Here is a 21818-nt window from a genome sequence, read left to right as displayed (position 1 = left end):
CTAAAGTGAAAGATTGTTAAACGATTGTGCTAAGGTGCTGATTAAAAGCAGGTACTATTCTCTAAATTTGTTATAGGTTATCCACTTATGTCTCAGTATCAACTTATTGTGTATGGTGCGACCAGTTTTGTGGGGCAATTATTAACACGTTATTTAGTCCAAACTTATGGTGTTAATCAACAATTACGTTGGGCGATTGCTGGCCGTTCGGCCAGTAAGTTAGCACAAGTCAAAAAAGACTTAGGCAAAGCCGCTAATGACCTAGCCGTCATCATTGCGGATGCCCACGATGAATCGGCCTTAGCGTCGATGTGTCAACGTACACAAGCCGTTGTGTCTACCGTTGGCCCTTATGCCCTGTATGGCTCAACGCTGGTCAAAGTCTGTGCCGAACAAGGCACAGATTATTGTGATTTAACGGGCGAACCGCAATGGATTGCGCAAATGATTGACCAATACCAAAGTATGGCACAAGCCAGTGGTGCGCGTATTGTTCACTGTTGTGGCTTTGACTCCTTACCGTCCGATTTAGGGACATTCTTTTTGCAGCAAATTGCTCAACAGCGTTTTGGTCGTCCCTTCACCCGCGTCAAATTGCGGGTAAAAGCGATTCGTGGTGGCTTTTCGGGCGGTACAGTCGCCAGTATGATGGAGCTAATTAAACAAGCGGCTGATAATCCTGAGTTACGCCGTTTTATGGCTAATCCCTATGCCTTATGCCCACCTAGTAGCCAAACACTGCCTAAACAACCCAACCTTAATTTTGCCGAATACGATAAAGACGCGCAGGCTTGGTCTGCCCCCTTTGTCATGGCAGGTATTAATACCAAAGTCGTACACCGCAGTAATGCTCTGTCTGGCTATAAATACGGCACTGCTTTTGAATACGATGAAACCATGCTCACAGGCCGTGGTCTACTCGGCAGTATGTTAGCCGCAGGCACCGCCGTTGGTTTAGCGAGTTTTGTTGCCGTGACAGCTCTACCTTTCACCCGACCGCTCGTCGAAAAAATTGTCCCGCAAGCAGGTGAAGGGCCGAGTCCTCGCCAGCAAGAAAAAGGATTTTTTGACATACGTCTGTTTGGTATCGGTCAACAAGGTGAAAAACTCACCGTCAAAGTGACAGGTGACCGTGACCCTGGTTATGGCTCAACCGCTAAAATGTTGGGTGAAGCCGCCGTGTGTTTGGCGTGTGATATCCCCAAAACCGAAGCAACGGGTGGTTTTTGGACACCTGCCACGTTGTTGGGGGAACGCTTAATTATGCGTTTAACGCAGCGTGCAGGTTTGGCCTTTGCCGAATTACGTTAAATACGGTGAGCGTGCTCCCTCAGCTTATGGGCTTTGAGGGAGCGTCGTCATGGGGTTTATGCGCCTTGTGAAATCACATATAACATTTGCTGGCAGTCTTGCTCGGTCATGTATTTGGGCACAGCATAAGTACCGTGTGCCTCACTGAAGGCAGCAACCATAATTTCATTAAAATCGTCAGTCTTCATATTGGGGACAACAGACTTAATATTTAAGTCACTTAATAAGCCCTGTACTTCGGTCATAAAGGCTTGAGCCGCTACTGCTTGTGAGGCTTCTTGAGGCACAAGTTGGCAAAAACGCGCTAATTCCGCTAAACGTTTATCAATGACGGGACGCGAAAAAGCCAAAACATGCGGCAGGACAATCGCATTACTCAAACCATGCGGTAAGCCATAGTGCCCACCTAATTGATGCGCAATCGCATGCACATAACCCAAGCCCGCTAAATTAATCGCCAAACCTGCATAATGGGAGGCTAAAGCCATGGCCTCACGAGCCGCTAGATTTTTTGGCTCTTTATAGGCAACCCGTAAGTTTTGCACAATCAACTTAATGGCCGAACGGGCATATAAATCAGATTCTTGAGCGGCAAAATCACTAATAAAGGCTTCTACCGCATGTGTTAAAGCATCTAAACCCGTCTCTGCCGTGACCTTAGGTGGCATACCCGCCATAATGCCCGAATCGAGCGCCACCATAATTGGCACAACTTTGGGGTCAATCACTAAACCTTTGACGTGTGTTTGGTCATCAGAAATCACCGCCCCTGCGGTCACTTCTGAGCCTGTCCCTGCGGTGGTTGGCACGGCATATAAAGGCGCGCTGGCTTTACGGCCTTTTAAGATACCGACTAATTGTTGAGGGGTTTTGTTATTGGTTGCTGCTAATGCCACCACTTTAGCCACATCAATAGATGAGCCACCGCCAACGGCTAACACCGAATCACAGCCTGCATTTTTGTACTGCTGTAAACAACTCACTGCAATGCTTTGGGTGGGGTCTGGCAACACGCCATCAAAAATAGTGGCTTTGACACCATGACTCTCTAAAGTTTGTGTAAGGGGGGCTAATACGCCTAAATTATTTAAGATTTTATCTGATACCACTAAAACATGGCGATGGCCAAAGCCCGCAATCGCTTGGCAAACCTTGAGAGCTGCCCCCTCGCCCGAAAATACGGTTGGTTTAGGCGCAGGAATCAGGGTCATTGCCGTTTTAATACCGACTAATTGGGCTTTGGCTTTCGCTTTGGTCAGGAATAAAGAAGTCATGGCGCTATCCTATAATTGTATTTAGGTACTATGGTACTAATATATGCTCTTGACTATACGCCTAAATGCGGTGTGCTGTCATGTGCAAAAAGGACAATAGCATCACTTTATCTGACTCGCTATCACATTTCGTGTCCCGAAACGTGATAACGAGTGCGGAATATATGCCATACGAGATGGTTGTATATCCGTTATTCACCTTCAAATACCCAGTCTACATACTGAGATATTTCGCTAACTGAATATACAAGGGAATGCCAATCACAATATTAAAGGGAAAGGTAATCGCTAAGGCAATGGTAATGGATAACGCAGGATTTGCTTCGGGGACAGCGATACGCATCGCTGTGGGTGCGGCAATATAACTGGCACTGGCAGCTAAGGTTGCGATAACCGCAACACCACCGACTGACAAACCCAACGTCATACCCACCAACGCGCCTAATACTGCCAAGACAGGGGGCACACAGAGGCCTATCACCAGTACACGCCAACTTAAGACGGTACTTTCTTTGAGACGGCTGCCGACAATTAAGCCCAACTCCATCAAGAAAAAAGCTAACAAGCCTTTGAACGGGTCAATAAACACCATTTTGATGGGAGCTATGCCTTTTTCGCCTGCCATCGCACCTATCAATAAGCCACCAACAAGCAAAAGGACGCTTTTACCAAATAAGACATCATGGGCTAAAACACCCCACGACACTTGTTGATTATTAGTTTGACGACTCATCATCTTAGCCAATAAGACGCCTGCCACCAAACCAGGGGCTTCCATCACCGCCACCCATAGTGGGGCATGCGCTTCTACCGCGATTTCTTGGGCGGCCAACTGCGCCATGACTATAGCAAAAGTGACTACACTCACCGAGCCATAGTGAGCCCCTAAAGCACTGCTATCAACAGCCGATAATTTGAGCACTCTAAAAAAAGGATACAACAAAAATGGAATAGCAAAACCCAAGGCCATTAACAAAATGACTTCTGGTAAGAGCGTTAATAAGGGTTGCTTGGAGAGTTCTAAACCACCTTTTAAGCCAATGGCTAATAAAAGATAGATGGAAATAGTTTCGTAGAGTTGGTCGGGAAGTTTTAAGTCAGATTTAACAAGACGGGCAAAGACACCTAGCAAAAAGAACAAGATGACGACATCAAACATACCATTTACTCGCTGCTGATTTGGCGTATGCTAGCAAAGCTGTTTGCTGTCGTCGATGATCTCTTTAATTTGTGTAGGACAATATCGATTATCCTACACCCGTCACCTTATAACTTGGCAGCGACCTCTGCGCCCTCTTTAATGGCGCGTTTAGCATCTAACTCGCTGGCCAAAGCCGCGCCACCAATTTGATAATAATTAGCGCGGGTGCTTTCGCCTTCTTTGGGCATTAGCTCGCGTAAGGACTCTTGACCTGCACAAATCACCACGTTATCAACGGCTAATAATTGCTCTTTACCGTTAATGGCAATCACTAAACCATTATCGTTAATTTCGCGGTATTCCACACCTGACATCATCGCCACGTTATTTTTTTGCATCACGGCGCGATGTACCCAACCAGAGGTTTTGCCCAAGCCTGCACCCACTTTGGATTCTTTACGTTGCAACAAATAAATTTGACGTAGAGGAGCTTTGTGTTCGGGTTCAACTAAACCGCCTTCGACTTTGGCTTGTAAATCAACGCCCCATTCGGCACACCATGCTTGGGTTGAGATTGGTAAGCTGACTGAAGCATCGTGCAATAAAAACTCACTCAAATCAAAACCAATGCCACCTGCACCAATCACCGCCACCCGTTGACCCACAGGCTTTTTGTCGCGCAATACATCCAAATAAGACAACACTTTAGGATGTTCAATGCCTTTAATGGGGGGGTTGCGTGGTGCAATACCTGTCGCCACAATCACTTCATCAAAACCTTGTGCTTCTAAATCGGCACGCGATACCCGTTGATTTAATTTAACTGTTACGCCTTTTAGCTCTAATTGACGGCCAAAATAACGAATGGTTTCGTAAAATTCTTCTTTACCAGGGATTTGTTTGGCCACATTAAATTGACCACCAATCTCTGAGCTGGCTTCAAATAAGGTCACATAATGGCCACGTTCTGCGGCCACGGTAGCAGCCGATAAACCTGCTGGCCCTGCACCCACCACCGCAATACGTTTGGCTTTAGACGTTTTGATATAGACTAATTCGGTTTCGTGGCAAGCCCGTGGATTCACCAAACAACTGACACGCTTATTGTTAAAGGCATGGTCTAAACAGGCTTGGTTACAGCCAATACAGGTATTAATTTCATCGGCTTTATTGGCGGCGGCTTTATTCACCCAATCAGGGTCTGCCAAAAAGGGACGCGCCATTTGCACCATGTCGGCATCACCACGCGCCAAAATTGCTTCGGCCGTATCAGGCATATTGATACGATTGGACGCTATGACAGGAATAGAGACTTCTTTTTTGATGCGTGCGGTGACATCGGCAAAGGCAGCACGAGGCACAGACGTCACAATCGTGGGCACACGCGCTTCGTGCCAACCAATGCCCGTATTTAATAAGGTCACGCCAGCTTGTTCTAAGGCTTTAGCGACTGCAACCACTTCATCCCATGTATTGCCGCCTTCGACCAAATCTAACAGCGACAAACGATAGGCAATAATAAAATTTTTACCGACCACTTTACGAATACGCTTCACGACTTCAACAGGAAAACGCATTCTGTTTTCAATGCTGCCGCCCCATTCATCATCTCGTTGATTAACACGCGCACACAAAAATTGATTGAGCAAGTAGCCTTCGCTACCCATAATTTCTACGCCATCATAACCCGCAATTTTGGCCAAACGCGCACAACGACCATAAGCAGCAATGGTTTTGGCAATACCACGCTCAGACATTTCACGCGGTTTAAACATGGAAATAGGCGATTTTGTCGCAGAAGCGGAGACCACAAAAGGATGATAACCGTAACGGCCAGCATGCAAAATTTGCAATAAAATTTTGCCACCTTCTTTATGAACGGCATGCGTGACTAAACGATGATTGACTGCATCGGTAATACGGTTCATCGTGCCACCAAAGGGCAACAACCAACCTTCACGATTAGGCGAAATACCGCCTGTGACAATCAAACCCACGCCCCCTTTAGCACGTTCGCCAAAATAGGCCGCTAACTTAGGATAATTATAAAAACGGTCTTCTAACCCTGTGTGCATAGACCCCATCACCACGCGGTTACGCAGTTGGGTAAATCCTAAATCTAAGGGTTGCATTAAATGCGGATAGGCTTGGCTCATGGTTAATCTACCTTGCTAATCAAGAACACAGGACTGATAAATCCCAAAACAATGCGCGAAAGTTTACATCGTAAACATTGGCTTGGCTATGTATTTTTTTCTCAATACGTGGTCTTTAAGGTCAATTCCCGTGTATCACCCCATCAGGGGGAAATGTTGGCGTTGACTAGCATTGGCTCTACCCTAAACACATGGGCTGTTTGGGTATTTATTGTCACTTTCACCCAATGTATATTCGGACTACCAAAGGTTTGTAAGCGGCTAAAATTTGCTAATAAGCGGGTTGGACTGTATAGGGGTTTGTCGAGCTTAAAAAAGTGGGTATCACCATGTACCAATAACACTTGGCCTTGATAATTAGCCGTTTGATTGGCTAATTCCCCTAAAAACCGATTGTAAGCAGACACATTCGGTGCAGCACGCTCGTCTTTTATCGGCGTTTCGGGCAAATCAAAGCCCATATCTGCTTGAATAATCACCATGATGCCTGCCAAATGTTGTTGCTTGGCAAGCGCAAAACTCTGTTGTAAAAAAGCCACATTTGCCTCGTCACGAGCAAGATATTCGGCCTGATTAGCCACACAGTCTGCCTCTGTGCGTGCGCTTTCTGCTTGTAAACAATCGGCCATGTTGATGTGATTATTTTGGCTACCCGTCACATGTAAGCCAACAAATAATACCCCTTTGTGTTGCCAGTAACTATTTTCGGGATAGTGTGCTTGACGCGTCAGTCTGATTTTGCGTTTGCCTAAACTGTAGGCTTGACTAAAAAAGGTGTTACGTAAAAAGGCTAAACGCTCCAAACTGTCATACGCCCCATTGCTGTGCCGATGGCAGTCTGTCCATTTGTTATCGCCTAAGACATAAATAGCGGGTGCTGTTAAGCGTTGAAACATGGCTAAGGTTTGTTGACCAATCACCTCATCACGACAGACCGTACTCCCATCTTTGGTGTCTCCCGTAAACACGCTAAATGCGACGGCATGTTTATTGATGTCATTGATTAAATTAGCTAATTTGCCGTGAGTTGCATTGCCATCTTCATGCCGCTGATAAGGCATATCGCCCCATAAAGCCACAGTAAACGCCTGTGCCGTCAACGGAAAGCACGTACAACAGTAAAGCAATACCAACGCACGCATGATGTCATCCTCTATCTACTCAGTACGCCCTGTGGGTTTGCAGCCGCGTATAGGCCAAATTAATTTTGTGATGTACTTGTCAAAACGATGAACTGACTTATAGTTAAAAATACGCCTTATTGTCATGACCAATCGCTAAAAGGAGTATCACGATGAAGGCAACGCCTAAGCCCGTAATTAATCCCTTTGGCTATCGTGCCAACTCGTTAGACCAAGTCTTATGTTATTTGACGCGCTCCGTTCATAATATTCCTTTTGCTTCTAACGAAGAACTGTATGCGGCGGCATTAATTCATAAAATGCGCGACCAAATTGAAGGTTTAGAACAAGAACTAAAGACTATCTATCGTAAATATCAACAAGCTAAACAAAACCATGCCGTTGAACAAGATAGCCTAAGACTACAGTTTTGTCTTAAACACGGTTTGATTTTGGACAATGAACATATTCATAGTGAATTTGACAGTGAGCTCGTTGTCAATGGGGATTATCGGGCAGCGATTGACCGTTTGATGAAGACTTAAGTGACATAAGATGCTCCGCTCAACTATTTAGCCGAGCATCTAACAGAGCTAGACTTACGCATTTCACCGAAATAAGCGGCGTTTTGTGAATACAAAACCGTTAAAAACGATTGAAATATGAACCAATAAGCGATAACCGCGTAAGTCCTAAGCGATTAGCGCGGCTGAAATTGCGCAAACTGATGACGCCAACGACGCTTAATCAAGGCATAGGTTTGTCGGTCTTTTTTGGCTAATTCGGTAGCCCATGCCAAGGTAGTTGGCCATAACGCCTCTTGCCCCAGTGCTTTATCGACTACGCCTGCGGCTGCGGCCTCTTCGCCACCCAGCGCTAAGCCCGTAATCGCCATGTGCCATGCAATGTTTGGATTAGGCAATAAACGAACAATTTCGGTCATAATGGGCGTAAACGGAATTTTGATATCGACTTCAGGAAAACAAAAACGACCACGGTCAGCACGCATGGTTCTAAAATCACATGCAGCCGCAATCAGTGCCCCACCCGCGTAGGCGTGACCTGTTAAACACGCAATCACAGGCAATGGAAATAAGGCAATACGCAGTAATAATTGGTCTAAACGGGGGGCAAACTCTTTAACTAAATAGGCCATACCGCCTTTTTCTTGTACAAAGTTCAAATCAATGCCATTACTCCAAAATTTGGGGTCGGCACTGGTAATAATTAACGCGCCGTTACCTTCACTGTGTTCGACCGTATCTAAGGCCGCATGATATTCGGCAATCACATCATCGTTTAAGCGGTTTTCGCCATTCGTTAAGGTCAAAATCCACACGCTGCCTTCACGGCTTAATTGCATCGTACTCATGAGTCGCTCCCAAATTGAAGACCTAGAGCTTAAAAAGCTAAACCGCCTAATGCAGCCTTTTTTTGTGACTGCTTGTTTTCTGGGGTATTTAGCTTAGGGGCTGTTGATCTTTTGATTGGGGTTGTGTCAAGAATCGTCTCCTACTGTGTGGCAAAACTTGCCAATAGATTCACTATTATCTGCGTTTTATGCCTTGTCTGAGGAAATTTTTATCTGCGACGCGGCTCACACGCAAAACGTCAACAGTCCCTAACTACTCTTTTTTTTGCCTAATAACAAATTACCCATACCTTGTGTGACGGCAACAATAAACCATGTCAATAAAGCTGACATAAAACCGTCTAAATAAAAGCCCGATAATAATGCCGCCACCAAACCTAATACTGCTGCATTAATAACCAACAAAAACAAGCCCAAACTCAATACCGTAATGGGTAGGGTCAATAAAATCAGTAAAGGTTTAATGATGCCATTCGCAAATGCCAATAATACGGCTGCCCCAAATAAGGTCGAAAAATGGTCAAAACGTACCCCGTCGAATAAATAATCGGCCAATCCCAAACCACAGACACTGAGTAATAAATGGACTAATAGGCGATACATGAAGATGACTCCTAAACCTCAACAAATAATAAGGCCAGTTTAATGTCGTTATAACCAATTTTTTGTTGCAACGCTTCAAAGAGAGGCCGCAATTTGAGTGAACCATCGTTATTAAAATGTTCATCTTTATCGTCGGCTAGTACCTGCTGATAGACTTTTTTGACCGCCTCTAACACGGTGTCCGCAGGTTTGATGCGGCTGAGGTCAAAACTGGGGTCTTGAGCCATGATTTTTTCTAAATGATTGATAATCGTGGTTTGCATCAGCTCTCGCTCTTTCGCAATCTCAACCAGACTTAGGCCTTGTGCAAATAGCACTTTGGTTTGTTCTACTGTATGAGCATCTGTCGTACTTTTTTGCTGTTTACGCAGGCGTTTTTCGTATTTTTCGATTTCTTTTTCGTTTAACGAACCACCACAGCGTCGAATAAATTGCTCGTGCTCATGGCGACCGTCACGGGTTGCCCACACCGACTCCGCCTCTTGAGATAAGGCCTGAAAACGCTGGTCAGCCTTAAACGCTAAACGGTCAAGTTGCAAGGCCATGTCATTTAAGCCTAATAAGCGCAAACCTTCGAGAGATTTTAAGCGCGATAAAGCCACATAACCCTGCCCTTGCTCAAAGGTCTGCCTTAAATCAATCTCGGCGGCTTCTAAGGTCATACCCTGACTTTTATGGACGGTAATCGCCCACGCTAAACACAAAGGAATTTGACTATAACTGGCTAAGGACTTGGCTTGGTCGTTATCAATCGACCATGTTTCTGGAGCAACTAAACGGTATGAGCCATCACGTAATTTGACTTTAGGCAGCAAACGGTCGTTGATGTCGCGCTCAAACGCCACCACCTCGCCCAAAGTCCCATTGATATAGCCGTTTTCCATGTTGTTTTTTACAAACATGACTTTTGCACCTATTTTGAGTGACAGTTGCTCGGGTGCGCGCACATTACTGACTAAGGTTTGTACCAGCTTTTCGTTACCTTTACGCTCCGCTACAAATAACTGTGCGTCCCCCGCAATACTGCCAAAGTGCCGTTGGTTGATTTGCTCTACATCTTGATTATGCGTAAACAAACGGGTGATGTCGGATTCTAGTGTGTGTTGACGGGTTGCCAACAGTTGCTCAATACTGTGCTGACTGACCGCCTGTGCCCTAATTTCGTTCAAAATCTGATTCAGTTGATTATTTTGCTGGCGATGTTGTTCGGTTAAATAACATATCTTAAATTTTGCTTCTTGCCATGCGGCTGACATAAAGGCAAATTTGTCACGATTGGCTTCATTGGTTTTACTCACAGGCGGCAACTGAAAAAAATCGCCCGCTACAATCAGTTGTAGCCCCCCAAACGGCTCATCATTTTGCTTAAAATACTTAAGCACCTGATTGACCATATCCAATTGCTTGCCATGCAGCATCGACACTTCATCAATGACCAAGACTTGAGCATCGTCAATTTGACTGCGTAAATATTTACGGTCAAACATATGAGCCAAGTCATCGTCATCGAGTTGGTCTTTGATACCAATTCCCGACCACGCATGAATCGTCATGCCGTTCATGTGTGTGGCGGCAATGCCTGTTGAGGCGGTGATTGCCACCGTGACCTGACGGGCGCGTAAATAATGAATGTATTGATTCAGGGTGTAGGTTTTACCTGCCCCTGCTGAACCTGTTAAAAAGACATTATGCCCTGCTTTGAGAATATTAAGAGCGGTCGCTTGTTTCATTACTGAAAGGTCGGTATAAAAAGCCGATAGCTTACGCAATTTTCTGGTGATTGTGTGGTTTATTGAGGCATAAACGACAGCGAATGACGAGAAAGTGATAACTTAGGAGCTCCCCTATGGCCGTGATATTGCCTTTTAAGAAACCCAAAACCACCGCTAAAGGCTTGTGTCAACATGGGTTTCATCGGTGGCGTATGGTACAAGAAAAACAATTTGACGTGAAACAAGGCAAATTAGTGACTCTTTGGCAATGTGAGCGTTGCGCTGAGCAAAAAGTAAAGGCCTTATAATGTGGTTTTGTTATATGGTGCGTTGTGCGGATAATAGCCTATACACAGGCATCACCACCCAACTTGAGCGACGCCTGACTCAGCATAATGGTCTATTGGCAGGCGGCGCACGCTACACGCAAAGCCGCCGCCCTGTCACCTTAGTGTATGTTGAATCGCATGCTGACCGTCGCTTAGCCAGTCAACGCGAGTATCAACTCAAACAGTTGTCAAAATCTAGCAAAGAGACGCTGGTGCAACAAGCTAAACTAGCCCTTAAACGTTGACATGCCAAAATCACCAAATGGCTCATCTCGCTCACGTACTGCTTGCTTAAAGCCTACTTCGGCAGCACGTTGTTGAAAAGCATAACCTTCTTTGGTGTGGCGGGTGATGCCATCAAACACCGTGCCTAGAATTTGTGTACTGTGTAAACCTTGTGCCATCACCGTTTGGTTAAGTAATAATTTCATCATAATCAATTGATTAATCGGCATTTGGGCAATACGTGCTAATAAACTTTCAAAACGCTCGTCTAGCTGTTCTATCGGTGCAGATTCAATTGCCAAGCCCCACTGTTGCGCTTCTTTACCCGACAAACAGTCACCCGTAAATAACAAACGTTTGGCTTTTTCTATGCCCAAACGATACGCCCAAATCGCGGTGGTTGGCGAACCCCAAACACGTGCTGGCGGATAACCAATTTTGGCATCATCAGCAATTACCAATAAGTCTGAACATAAAGCCATGTCTGTGCCACCTGCGACACAAAAACCATGTACTTTACACACCACAGGTTTATCGGAGTGAAACAAACTCATAAAACCTTTGACATTACGACTCATCATCGCATAATCCACCGTTGGATCCCACGCCGTATTGGGAACGTGGTTGGCCATTTGTACCAAAGGATCCAAAGGAGAACCGCGTAACTGTTGAGCTTGCTGATTTTCAACAGTCATGTTTTGCGCGCTATCCACTAAATCATAACCACCACAAAAACCTGAACCATTACCCGATAAGGCAATGACGTGCACGTCGGGGTCTAAATTGGCACGCTCGACACAAGCGGCTAATTCACGCGGCAAATCCATAGTAATACCATTACCACGCTCAGGACGATTTAGGGTAATACGGGCAATACGACCTGTTTTTTCGTAGGTCATGGTTTGTAAATTTTGCATATTTATTCTCTTTGTCACACATCAAACTTAATGATCAAACTGACCATGTTTGCCTTGGCCTTGGTTAAATCGTTGTGCACCTTGTAGAGTTTCACCCGAAACCAAGGTTTGCCAACCGTGTTCAAATTCATTCGCTAAGGCTTGGGTTTCGTTCATGCCCCACTGTTGATAGGCACTTAGACGGTCATGGCGTAAACACGCTTGAGGAAAAGCAGAAAGCTGCTGAGCCAATGCAATCGCTGCGCTTAAGGCTTGGCCTTGCTCAACCACACGATTAGCCAAGCCAATGGCTAAGGCTTCATCGGCTAATACTTCACGACCTGTTAAAATCAAATCTAAGGCGCGGCTCATACCAATAGCACGTGGTAAACGCACTGTGCCACCATCAATTAAAGGCACACCAAAACGACGACAAAACACGCCAAATTTTGCGGTGTTATCAGCCACACGCAAATCACACCATAAAGCCAACTCCAAACCACCCGCCACACAATAACCACTAATCGCCGCAATGACAGGTTTAGTTAGCATTAAACGTGATAGCCCCATGGGTGCATCACCTTCTTTTTGCAAACGATTTATACGTGTGGCATCACCACTCGCCACCGCTTTTAAGTCAGCCCCTGCGCAAAAATGAGTACCTGCACCAGTAAGAATGGCCACGTCTAATTGCTCATCTTGCTCAAAACGTCGAAAGGCTTCGGCTAAAGCTTGGGCGGTTAAGCCATCCACCGCATTACGCGCTTCAGGACGATTTATCGTCACAATCATTATTCTCTCTTGGCGTTGCCAAGTGACTAAATTATCTGTCATGTTGCCTCACTCTAAAATTACAAACAATTGCATTAGAATTTAATTTATGTAATATTACATAAAATATCAACATATTTATTTTGATGTAACAAATGAAACTCAATGCCAAAAACTTAATCCTTGATTTATTGCTTGCCTCAAACGACTCGCCATTATCAGTACGTGACGCGATTGCCGCCTGTCGATTGTTTGGTCTAAGTGATAACAGTGTTCGTGTCGCGCTAGCACGTGCTTCGGCTGATGGTTTGATTGAAGCCGCAGGTCGAGGGACGTATCGTTTAGGTGCATCCGCTTTAGAACTTGCAGGTGAAGTCGCCACATGGCGCACTGCCGAGCAACGTATTAGGCCGTGGCAAGGTGGCTATATTGCCGTTTTAACGCAACATTTAGGCCGCACCGACCGTGCTGCCTTACGCAAACGTGAACGCGCCTTAGCAATGTTGGGTTTTGCGAGTTTAGAAACAGGCTTTTATTTGCGGCCTGATAATATTGATGAAAATTTGAGTCAGATTCGTCAACGTTTATGTCGTTTAGGTTTAGAAGCACAAGCCTTTGTTTTTTATGCCAATCAGTTTAGCGAACAAGAAAAAACACGTATTAGCCAATTGTGGAATGGGACTGCACTTAATCAACACTATCGCCAATTACAACAACAAATGGCGGATTGGTTAGCCCATGCACCGAGTTTAGAGCCTGATGTGGCGGCACGAGAGTCTTTTTTACTGGGTAGTAAAGCCATTCGCCAAGTGGTGTTTGACCCGTTATTGCCTGAGCCGTGGGTCGATGTTGCTGAACGTCATCGTTTTGTTGAATCAGTACATGCTTTTGACCAAGCAGGCCATTTGATTTGGCGCAAATTGATTGAGGTATCTCTCACCCCGACCCTCTCCCACAAGGAGAGGGAGTTTTCAGAGTGAGCCTAAATAATTCAGGAGCAGTTAAAATGTCTGCATCTCCCCCCAAAATTACCGACATTTTTAGCCGAGAAGAAATCAAACAACTCACCACGCGCTCCGATTTGATGGGCTGGTGGGCGGTGTTATCAACATGGCTAATCATTGCGGCAGCCTTTGCCAGTGTTGCGTGGGCTAGCCAACATTTAAGTTCTTTAGGCTTGGTGTTGGTTATCTTATTGGCGTTAATGGTGATTGCAGGGCGACAACTGTGTTTAGCAATTATGATGCATGATGCAGCACATGGTACATTGTTTGCCAATAAACAACTCAATCAAACCATTGGGACGTGGTTATGTGCCAAGCCGATTTGGAATGATTTAAGCCATTATCGTCCCTATCACTTACAACACCATGCCAAAACCTCGTCCAATGAAGACCCAGACCGTTGTTTGATTGCCGATTTACCCACCACAAAGTGGTCATTAACCCGAAAATTAGCCCGTGACATTTTTGGCTTAACAGGTTTAAAGTTTTTAGTCGGTCGCTTGTTAATGGATTTAGAAATTCTGCAATGGTCAGTTACTAATAACATCCAAAAGCTACCACAACAACACCGTTCTTTACTCAGCTATCCTATTGCTTTTCTTAAAAATAGTTATGGCATGTTAATCACCAATAGCGTGTTATTTGTTGTCTTAGCCAGTCTGGGTTATGCGTGGTTATATGGGTTATGGGTGTTGGCGTATATCACTCCTTTTCCTTTATTTATTCGTATTCGTAATATGGCCGAACATGCCTGCACCCAACGTAGTAGCAATATGTTTGATAACACCCGCACGACCCATGCTGGTTGGTTGGCGCGTGCGACTGTTGCCCCATTGCGGGTTAACTACCACCGCGAACATCATTTAATGGCAGGTGTCCCTTATTTTAATTTACCTGTGATGCACCACATGTTGTTAGCCAAAGGTGTGATTGATAATCCACCTAACTATGTGGATGTGTTGAAGATTGTGAGTTCGCGATAAGGTCTAAACACTAGCACACTGAGCGTAGTCGAAGTGGTTTCGACTACGCTCAACCAACACAACTTTTTTACTTTATACCAAAAACACCAATAAATACTGGAGTCCGCCATGAATGCCCCTTACTCCCCAAGCCCTGATTATCTTGCTGACACTCACGAAGTCAATAACGTCAGCCGTGAATTAGTTAATTACAACATGTATTTACAAGATGTTGCACTACAAGAAGCCCTGCATCGTGAAGGTGGTACATTGGCTGAGCAAGAATTGATTGAGTTTGGTTCATTAACAGGTTCTGCCGATTATTTAGAACTTGGCCTCTTAGCCAATAAATATCCACCCGAATTTGATACCCATGATCGCTTTGGTAATCGTGTTGATTTAGCCAAATTTCATCCTGCTTATCATCAATTGATGAAAACGGCGATTGAGCATGGTTTACATGCCTCTCCGTGGACAGATAATCGTGCAGGTGCACATGTAATTCGTGCCGCAAAAAACATCTTACAAGGCCAAGTGGAAGCCGGTCATGGCTGCCCGATTACCATGACCTTTGCTGCTGTACCTTCCATTCGTTTGCAACCCGACTTAGCCAAAACGTGGCTGCCATTAATCACCTCGCGTATTTATGATCCGCGCAACGTACCCATTGACCAAAAACAAGGTGTAACGATTGGTATGGGTATGACTGAAAAACAAGGCGGTTCTGATGTGCGAGCCAATACCACCAAAGCCTACGCTGTTGGGGCGGAAGGTGGTGGCCAACTGTATAAAATTGTTGGTCATAAATTCTTTTTGTCTGCACCCATGTGTGATGCCTTTTTGGTGTTAGCGCAAACTCAACGTGGCTTGTCATGCTTTTTAGTACCACGCTGGCAAAGCAATGGCCAAAAAAATCCACTGCAAGTGCTTAGACTAAAACGCAAAATGGGTAATGTCTCTAATGCGTCGAGCGAAGTTGAGTTTCGGGGCGCTGAGGGCTGGATGGTTGGCGAAGAAGGTCGTGGTGTGCGTACCATTATTGAAATGGTTAGCATGACCCGTTTTGATTGTATGGTCGGTTCAAGTGCTGGACAACGTATGGCGGTTTCCCAAGCCTTACACCACTGCTCTATTCGTGCTGCATTTGGTAAACGCTTAATTGAACAACCATTAATGCAAAATGTGCTTGCCGATTTAATTTTGGAATATGAAGGCTCATTGGCCTTTAGTATGCGCATGGCTTATGCCTTAGACCATCGTGATGATACGCATGAAGATTTATTGGTGCGTTTAGGTACAGCCGTGGGTAAATATTGGATCTGTAAACGCACACCTAATCACGCTTATGAAGCCATGGAATGTATGGGTGGTAGTGGTGTAATGGAAGATAGTATTTTCCCCCGTTTATACCGTGAAGCGCCGATTAATGCGATTTGGGAAGGCAGTGGCAATGTCCAATGTTTAGATGTTTTGCGCGCCATGTACAAAACACCTGCGGTGGTACATGCCTTTTTTGCTGAAATTGGCAAAGCACAAGGTAAAAACGCACTGTTAGACGCTTTTGTCAGCCAGTTGCAACAAGACTTACAACAATTAGCCGATTTTGAATATCGGGCGCGTGATTTGGTTGACCGTTTGGCCTTAGCGTTTCAAGCTGCATTACTCTTACGCCATGCGCCTGATTATGTCAGCCATGCGTTTTGTGCCTCACGTTTAGGCCAACAAGGCCAACATAATTATGGTTGTTTGCCAAAAAATTGTGATTTAGAGGCGATTATTAACAGAGCATGGCCTGAGAATATTCACTAATATCTTATAGCGACTACTACCGTTGTGTGGGTAGTCGCACATCTTTTAAATGCATATCTCTATTGCTCATAACCAACGACACAGACAACCGTTTTAAGCTAAGCGCTTAAAATTATCATTTCCTCCTCATTTGCTCCATTTTTTAAGCCAATACTCTACTCAACAAGAAGCAAAAAGCCTTTGCTTAGCTCATCACGATGTCAATGGAGTATCCATCATGCAAAACGTTATTCAAGCCAGCTTATTAACTGTCGCCTTAGCCTTTCCCTGTGTGGCATTAGCATGGGGCTGGAACAGTGCGTTAGATAACGCAAAGATTACAACACCTTCGACTTATCATCAGGTTAAAGGCTAATACACAGTCAAGGCTTAGGGCTGCTATACAGCCCTCTTGCGTATCTTTATTGGTTAATTTTTCCAGCAACCCACACCACGCATTGACGTGGTAATAAACGATTAAAGAACGGTAAAGGTTTATTGATTGCACCTGTGACAAGGACTGGCTTACCTGTATTAAGCGCTTTTAATGCACTTCGAGCCACATCCTCAGCCGAATCCATAATTTTAGTTAATAGAGTGCCGTTAGTGCCTGCAACATCATGGAATGCGGTCGCGGTTGCACCAGGACAAATCGCCGTGACTTTAATCCCATTTGTTTTTTCTTCGTAAGCTAATGCCTCAGACAACGATAACACATAGGCTTTAGTGGCCGCATAAGCGGCAAACTTTGGACAACTTTGAAAAGCAGCGATAGAAGCAATATTCATAATACGCCCTTGTTTGCGCTGACGCATGGCAGGTAATACCGCATGGCAGAGTTCGGTTAAAGCCACCATATTTAACTGCATCATGCCCTGTATACGCTCTAGAGGCATATCAGCAAATAGGTCATTTAAGCCAAAACCTGCATTATTGATTAACGTATCAATCTCTAAGCCTAAATCTTGTACGGCTTTAACCAATTGCTGCGCCGCCCCCACTTGCTCCAAATCCAAACTAATCACTTCCACACGAATGGAATGAGTCTGTCTGAGTTGCTCAGCTAAAGTGTTTAATTTCTCCGCACGACGAGCAACTAACACCAAAGTTTGTGGTTCTTGCGAAGCCAATTGTTTGGCTAACTGTTCACCAATACCACTCGATGCGCCAGTAATAACGGTAGCTAAGTTTGACATGTGCATTTTCTCTCAAGTTTTGATTTGATATGGCTATATTATTCTATAATTCGACAATTATCAAATTGTAAAATCATCAAAATGACAATTTTCTCCCATTTTTTGTTAACATGCCTAAAAAATATGATTTGGAGCAAACATGTCTACGCTTTATATTGCTGGCCAACCCTGTGCTGAAGTTGAAGCGACCGTCGATTACCCACGACCTGAACGTTTGCTGACTGGCAACCCAACGCGTTTAACCTATGCCTTATACCAAGACCCTGCCATGAATTGTGGGATATGGGAGTGTGAGATTGGGGCATGGCAAATTGCATTTAGTGCAAACAAGCAAGAGTTTTTTCAAATTATTGCGGGCGTCGTGCGTTTACATGCGTCCGACGGCACTTTTCACGAAATTAAAGCTGGCGATGCAGGTGTCATTCCGCCAAACTTTCAAGGCGTATTTGAAGTCGTCGAAAAAGTACGTAAATACTATGTTATTGTTGAGCGATAACTTTTTATCTGCTGACATCTACCCTTTCTTGAGACTTATGCTTATAATCTCGCGCCACCGCGAGCGGGTCTGTAGCTCAGTTGGTTAGAGCAGAGGACTCATAATCCTTTGGTCCACGGTTCAAGTCCGTGCAGACCCACCATATAAAACAAAGGCTTACAAAATTGTAAGCCTTTTTTATTTGTCAAAAAATATTTTTAGTCACTGTATTGGTCACTGATATTTACAATCCTTCTTTTCAGTCACTGTTTATTATAAATGATCTTTGTTATCAGCCTTATCTGCATATAGGTTTCTGCCTCCCTCATTCCAAAATTTTTCAAATACATATTACTTAACTGAGTGAATCAAACTCATTTCCTTTTATTTCTAATACTTTGACATAGCCTAGACTGCCTCAACGGTCGTCTAGGTCTATGGCTTTTTTATCTATTTCATTGATAGAGGATTCATCATCATGACTATGCGTTGTCCTTATTGTTTATCTTATCAAGTCGATACCTTAAATCAGGCTAAAAAGACAGGTAGTGCTGTCGGTACTGTTGCAGGAGCAGCCAGCGGTGCTTCTGCTTCCCTAAATGGGGCGAGAGTCGGTGCATCTATTGGTGCAGTGGTTGGCCCTGCCGGTTCAGTGGTCGGTGGTTTTGCAGGGGCGTTATTAGGTGGTTTTCTTGGAGGAGTCGCTGGCGGTACGGCAGGCTCTAAACTCGGTGAATTTGTTGATGACAACATTCTAGATAACTACAAGTGTTTACGCTGTGGTTATACCTTTAGTGAGCCTCGTTAACTACATTCATCCCCTCTACTGCCCTCTCAGTTCATTTCGTTTTTTATCATTCCTTTGATTTATCCCTTTGCTCATTACTGTGGCTAATTAATTGGTTATTGCCTTTCGTTACTCACATTTTGAGCTTGAGCAAGTGAATCCTTTATTTTCGGAGAATTTATCATGTCACATTTAGTCGAATCGATGGCTTATGTTGGTGCAACCCCATGGCACGGTTTAGGTAATCATTTAGAAGAACAACAACCCCTAGAGGTTTGGGCTAAACAAGCTGGTATGGATTGGTCCATTCTAGAAGCCCCTGTCCGTTTTATGACAGGTGATGAGCAAACCTCATCTATCCGTACCTTTGCCGATAATAAGGTGTTGTATCGTTCAGATACGAATGCCCCTTTATCGGTTGTTAGTCAACGTTATCAAGTGGTTCAACCGCGTGAGATTTTAGAGTTTTATCGTGATTTAACCGAAGTCTCTGGCTTTGAGTTAGAAACGGCTGGCGTACTTAAAGGCGGTCGTAAGATTTGGGCATTGGCGAAAACAGGGCAATCCATGAGCTTACGCGGTAATGATGTCACGAATGGTTATTTGCTGTTGGCAACCGCTTGTGATGGTACTTTAGCCACAACCGCGCAATTTACCAGTATTCGGGTGGTGTGTAATAACACTTTAGCGGTAGCTTTAAATGGTCAAGGTCAGGCGGTGAAAGTTCCCCACAATACCACGTTTGATGCACAAGCCGTTAAGAAACAACTCGGTGTCTCTGTCGCGGCTTGGGATGACTTTATGTATCGCTTAAAGACCTTAAGTGAACGTAAAGTCAAAAGTACCGAGGTCGATAAGTTTTATGCCAAAGTTTTTGGTGATGCCGCAATGAAGGGTCAAGCCAGTATGCAATCGTTTGAGAGAACCATGGCCAAAGCTAAAACTTTGTTTGAAGGTCAAGGTTTAGGGTCGGGGTTATCGTCTGCTAAGGGGACAGCATTTGGTTTATTAAACTCTGTGACCGAGTTTGTTGACCATCAACGTAAAGCTCGCAGTATTGACCATCGTTTAGATTCAGCATGGTTTGGTCAAGGAGCGGTTATCAAACAACGTGCATTGGATGAGGCATTACGTTTGGTGTCGGCTTAGCTTATTTGTGAGTTATGAGCCAGTTTTATTTCATTCAACGGCCTTATTTTATGTTTCTTAAAGCACGGTGACTGTAGTCATCGTGCTTTTTTTATGCCGTTTGTTTCTTCATTTCATGCTAATTCCTAGGAGCGTATTTATGTTTGGCTATAGTCCGCAAGGTCTTGAGGCCTTGTCAACCAATCGTCAACGGCTGTTAGATGCGTTGAATGCTGCTGCCATTACTGAGGTGACAGTTCGTTATTTTGGTGGAGGTGATGAAGGTGATGTCACGGAGGTGATTGTTCAACCTGAGTTGTGCTTGCCACAGTTAAACACGCAGCGTTTAGTGTATTGCTATGCCCGTGGCGCATACCGTGAAGGGGCTTGTCATTACTTTTTAGAAGATAAGGAGGTGTTGCTTGATGATGCGTTACGCGACTTTGTGTTCACATGGGTAGATACCCATCACAGCGGTTGGGAAATCAATGATGGCGGTTCGGGGGTGATGACGATTAATGTCACGCTTCATACGTTCACACTCGCACATACCGAATATTGCATGGAGTGTAATGATTATACCTATGACTTGTCAGGCGATGGCCTGAGCATCATAACGCAGAGCCTAGACGCGAATTGACAGTCAAATCAAAAAGCTATTCATTAGCAAATGACTCGTCCTTTTTTCCTATTCTGTCATTTTTAACTTGCTAAATTTTAATCTGCTTTTGAGGTGAATTCGCCCTGTTGCTGTTTAGCATAGGGCTTTTTTTATGCCCTTTTTTCTTAATTACCAGTCATTTGGAGTCTTATCATGATGGGTTACAGTCCTAAATCTTTTGAGGCGGTACGTGTCAATCGTCAACCGCTGTTAACTGCCCTTGCTGCCTTAGCCATTACTCAATTAGTGGTGCGTTATGAAGGCGGTGGTGATTCGGGTGATGTCTCTGAATTAGAGATTTTTCCACCAGAATTAGCCCAAGCCAATATCACCGATACCTTAAAAACGCAGCAACTCACGTATCACTGTTTGGCAGGCGAATATCAAGACGGTGAATACCGTTACTTTTTACAGGAACAACAATCGTCGATTGATTCTGCCTTACGTGATTTTGTGTTGACGTGGGTCGATGCTCATCACGGGGGATGGGAAAACAATGACGGCGGTTCAGGGACAGTGACCATTAACGTCACCGAGGGAACCTTTCGTTTAGAGCATACGGAATATTACACGGAGTGCAGCAATTATGAATACGATTTATAAGGCTGACTCATGCTGTGTTCCATCCGCACAAGCCATTCATATTTCCCTTGGGGCTTATGGTCGTTTAAGCCATCAACAAGCAATTCAATTGGCTTTAAGCTCTACACCACGAGAGCCATTACTCGGTTATCTATCGACAAAACGCTTACAAATTTGTCCGCAGAATTTGGGGCAATTTACCCCTGAATTGGCGTTGCAATTGAAAGCAGAATTATCTCACATTGAGTTTCGCTGTCATGCCAATGTCCATATCGAAAGACAGCACAAAATCGTTGATATAGCCGATTGGCCACATGAAAAAGA

General features: G+C 44.5%; 24 protein-coding genes and 1 tRNA gene. 15 read left to right on the top strand and 10 right to left on the bottom strand.

Translation table 11 applies throughout. From position 1 onward, the window contains the following. Window positions 1-87 precede the first annotated feature (87 nt). The gene (locus C8N29_RS09985) at window positions 88-1311 is read left to right on the top strand and encodes a saccharopine dehydrogenase family protein (protein WP_107865920.1); all 1224 of its coding nucleotides are present in this window, start codon (window positions 88-90) and stop codon (window positions 1309-1311) included. A gap of 56 nt (window positions 1312-1367) precedes the next feature. Here C8N29_RS09985 and C8N29_RS09980 read toward each other — a convergent pair whose 3' ends face one another. The 4 genes from C8N29_RS09980 to C8N29_RS09965 form a co-directional block, all read right to left on the bottom strand. Then, a complete protein-coding gene (locus C8N29_RS09980; RefSeq protein WP_204509320.1) occupies window positions 1368-2585 on the bottom strand; it encodes an iron-containing alcohol dehydrogenase in 1218 nt (405 codons plus the stop codon). Between the two features lie 214 nt (window positions 2586-2799). After that, complete coding sequence (locus tag C8N29_RS09975; protein ID WP_107865919.1) at window positions 2800-3744, bottom strand: sodium-dependent bicarbonate transport family permease; 945 nt, start codon at window positions 3742-3744, stop codon at window positions 2800-2802. 107 nt (window positions 3745-3851) lie between these two features. Then, window positions 3852-5882, bottom strand: a complete 2031-nt coding sequence (locus tag C8N29_RS09970) for an NADPH-dependent 2,4-dienoyl-CoA reductase (protein ID WP_107865918.1) — start codon at window positions 5880-5882, stop codon at window positions 3852-3854. Between the two features lie 143 nt (window positions 5883-6025). After that, window positions 6026-7024, bottom strand: a complete 999-nt coding sequence (locus tag C8N29_RS09965; protein WP_107865917.1) for a hypothetical protein — start codon at window positions 7022-7024, stop codon at window positions 6026-6028. A gap of 152 nt (window positions 7025-7176) precedes the next feature. On the opposite strand from C8N29_RS09965, the gene C8N29_RS09960 reads away from it, so the two are divergent. Next, the gene (locus C8N29_RS09960; RefSeq protein ID WP_107865916.1) at window positions 7177-7548 is read left to right on the top strand and encodes a hypothetical protein; all 372 of its coding nucleotides are present in this window, start codon (window positions 7177-7179) and stop codon (window positions 7546-7548) included. 155 nt (window positions 7549-7703) lie between these two features. Here C8N29_RS09960 and C8N29_RS09955 read toward each other — a convergent pair whose 3' ends face one another. The 3 genes from C8N29_RS09955 to C8N29_RS09945 all read right to left on the bottom strand — a co-directional run bounded on the left by C8N29_RS09955 (window position 7704) and on the right by C8N29_RS09945 (window position 10708). Beyond that, window positions 7704-8375 (bottom strand): enoyl-CoA hydratase/isomerase family protein, encoded by a 672-nt coding sequence (locus C8N29_RS09955; protein WP_107865915.1) that lies wholly within the window; start codon window positions 8373-8375, stop codon window positions 7704-7706. A gap of 249 nt (window positions 8376-8624) precedes the next feature. After that, on the bottom strand, window positions 8625-8978 hold the full coding sequence (locus C8N29_RS09950) for a phage holin family protein (RefSeq protein WP_107865914.1): 354 nt from the start codon (window positions 8976-8978) through the stop codon (window positions 8625-8627). Window positions 8979-8989: 11 nt separating this feature from the next. Beyond that, window positions 8990-10708 carry an AAA family ATPase gene (locus C8N29_RS09945; protein ID WP_107865913.1) on the bottom strand — a complete coding sequence of 573 codons (1719 nt, stop codon included), beginning with the start codon at window positions 10706-10708 and terminating at the stop codon, window positions 8990-8992. 116 nt (window positions 10709-10824) lie between these two features. Here C8N29_RS09945 and C8N29_RS16755 point away from each other — a divergent pair, with 116 nt between their 5' ends. Continuing rightward, complete coding sequence (locus tag C8N29_RS16755) at window positions 10825-10998, top strand: hypothetical protein (protein ID WP_170106954.1); 174 nt, start codon at window positions 10825-10827, stop codon at window positions 10996-10998. Then, a complete protein-coding gene (locus C8N29_RS09940) occupies window positions 10998-11264 on the top strand; it encodes a GIY-YIG nuclease family protein (protein WP_107865912.1) in 267 nt (88 codons plus the stop codon). The genes C8N29_RS16755 and C8N29_RS09940 overlap by 1 nt, the downstream gene beginning before the upstream one ends. Here the strand turns inward: C8N29_RS09940 and C8N29_RS09935 are convergent. Together C8N29_RS09935 and C8N29_RS09930 are read right to left on the bottom strand one after the other, a co-directional pair. Then, the gene (locus C8N29_RS09935; protein WP_107865911.1) at window positions 11247-12161 is read right to left on the bottom strand and encodes a crotonase/enoyl-CoA hydratase family protein; all 915 of its coding nucleotides are present in this window, start codon (window positions 12159-12161) and stop codon (window positions 11247-11249) included. The two genes, C8N29_RS09940 and C8N29_RS09935, sit on opposite strands and share 18 nt — an antisense overlap. Window positions 12162-12188: 27 nt before the next feature. Beyond that, on the bottom strand, window positions 12189-12974 hold the full coding sequence (locus C8N29_RS09930; protein WP_107865910.1) for a crotonase/enoyl-CoA hydratase family protein: 786 nt from the start codon (window positions 12972-12974) through the stop codon (window positions 12189-12191). Window positions 12975-13066: 92 nt separating this feature from the next. On the opposite strand from C8N29_RS09930, the gene C8N29_RS09925 reads away from it, so the two are divergent. The 4 genes from C8N29_RS09925 to C8N29_RS16750 all read left to right on the top strand — a co-directional run bounded on the left by C8N29_RS09925 (window position 13067) and on the right by C8N29_RS16750 (window position 17041). Beyond that, window positions 13067-13891, top strand: coding sequence for a PaaX family transcriptional regulator C-terminal domain-containing protein (locus C8N29_RS09925; protein WP_107865909.1), 825 nt, complete (start codon window positions 13067-13069; stop codon window positions 13889-13891). 26 nt (window positions 13892-13917) lie between these two features. Beyond that, the gene (locus C8N29_RS09920) at window positions 13918-14898 is read left to right on the top strand and encodes a fatty acid desaturase family protein (RefSeq protein WP_107865908.1); all 981 of its coding nucleotides are present in this window, start codon (window positions 13918-13920) and stop codon (window positions 14896-14898) included. Window positions 14899-15006: 108 nt separating this feature from the next. Next, window positions 15007-16686, top strand: a complete 1680-nt coding sequence (locus C8N29_RS09915) for an isovaleryl-CoA dehydrogenase (protein WP_107865907.1) — start codon at window positions 15007-15009, stop codon at window positions 16684-16686. Window positions 16687-16903: 217 nt separating this feature from the next. Continuing rightward, complete coding sequence (locus C8N29_RS16750; protein ID WP_170106953.1) at window positions 16904-17041, top strand: hypothetical protein; 138 nt, start codon at window positions 16904-16906, stop codon at window positions 17039-17041. Window positions 17042-17087: 46 nt separating this feature from the next. On the opposite strand, the gene C8N29_RS09910 is transcribed toward C8N29_RS16750, so the two are convergent. After that, on the bottom strand, window positions 17088-17861 hold the full coding sequence (locus C8N29_RS09910) for an SDR family NAD(P)-dependent oxidoreductase (RefSeq protein ID WP_204509319.1): 774 nt from the start codon (window positions 17859-17861) through the stop codon (window positions 17088-17090). Between the two features lie 139 nt (window positions 17862-18000). Between C8N29_RS09910 and C8N29_RS09905 the strand changes: the two genes are divergently transcribed. The 7 genes from C8N29_RS09905 to C8N29_RS09875 all read left to right on the top strand — a co-directional run. Further along, window positions 18001-18357: a cupin domain-containing protein gene (locus C8N29_RS09905; RefSeq protein WP_107865905.1), complete on the top strand. Its 357-nt coding sequence runs from the start codon at window positions 18001-18003 to the stop codon at window positions 18355-18357. A gap of 65 nt (window positions 18358-18422) precedes the next feature. Further along, window positions 18423-18499 (top strand) — tRNA-Ile (locus C8N29_RS09900). Window positions 18500-18814: 315 nt separating this feature from the next. Beyond that, a complete protein-coding gene (locus tag C8N29_RS09895) occupies window positions 18815-19144 on the top strand; it encodes a hypothetical protein (RefSeq protein WP_107865904.1) in 330 nt (109 codons plus the stop codon). A gap of 162 nt (window positions 19145-19306) precedes the next feature. Continuing rightward, window positions 19307-20272, top strand: a complete 966-nt coding sequence (locus C8N29_RS09890) for a DUF932 domain-containing protein (protein WP_107865903.1) — start codon at window positions 19307-19309, stop codon at window positions 20270-20272. Between the two features lie 139 nt (window positions 20273-20411). After that, window positions 20412-20891 (top strand): DUF6878 family protein, encoded by a 480-nt coding sequence (locus tag C8N29_RS09885; RefSeq protein ID WP_107865902.1) that lies wholly within the window; start codon window positions 20412-20414, stop codon window positions 20889-20891. 174 nt (window positions 20892-21065) lie between these two features. Then, window positions 21066-21515 carry a DUF6878 family protein gene (locus C8N29_RS09880; RefSeq protein ID WP_107865901.1) on the top strand — a complete coding sequence of 150 codons (450 nt, stop codon included), beginning with the start codon at window positions 21066-21068 and terminating at the stop codon, window positions 21513-21515. Next, window positions 21499-21818: hypothetical protein (locus C8N29_RS09875; protein WP_146164451.1), on the top strand; the 320-nt coding region annotated here is incomplete at its 3' end. The genes C8N29_RS09880 and C8N29_RS09875, both read left to right, overlap by 17 nt.

The sequence above is a fragment of the Agitococcus lubricus genome (assembly GCF_003051055.1).
GTDB lineage: Bacteria > Pseudomonadota > Gammaproteobacteria > Pseudomonadales > Moraxellaceae > Agitococcus > Agitococcus lubricus.
The sequence above is the reverse complement of the archived record's forward strand: the minus strand, read 5'-3'. Positions and strand labels throughout refer to the sequence as shown.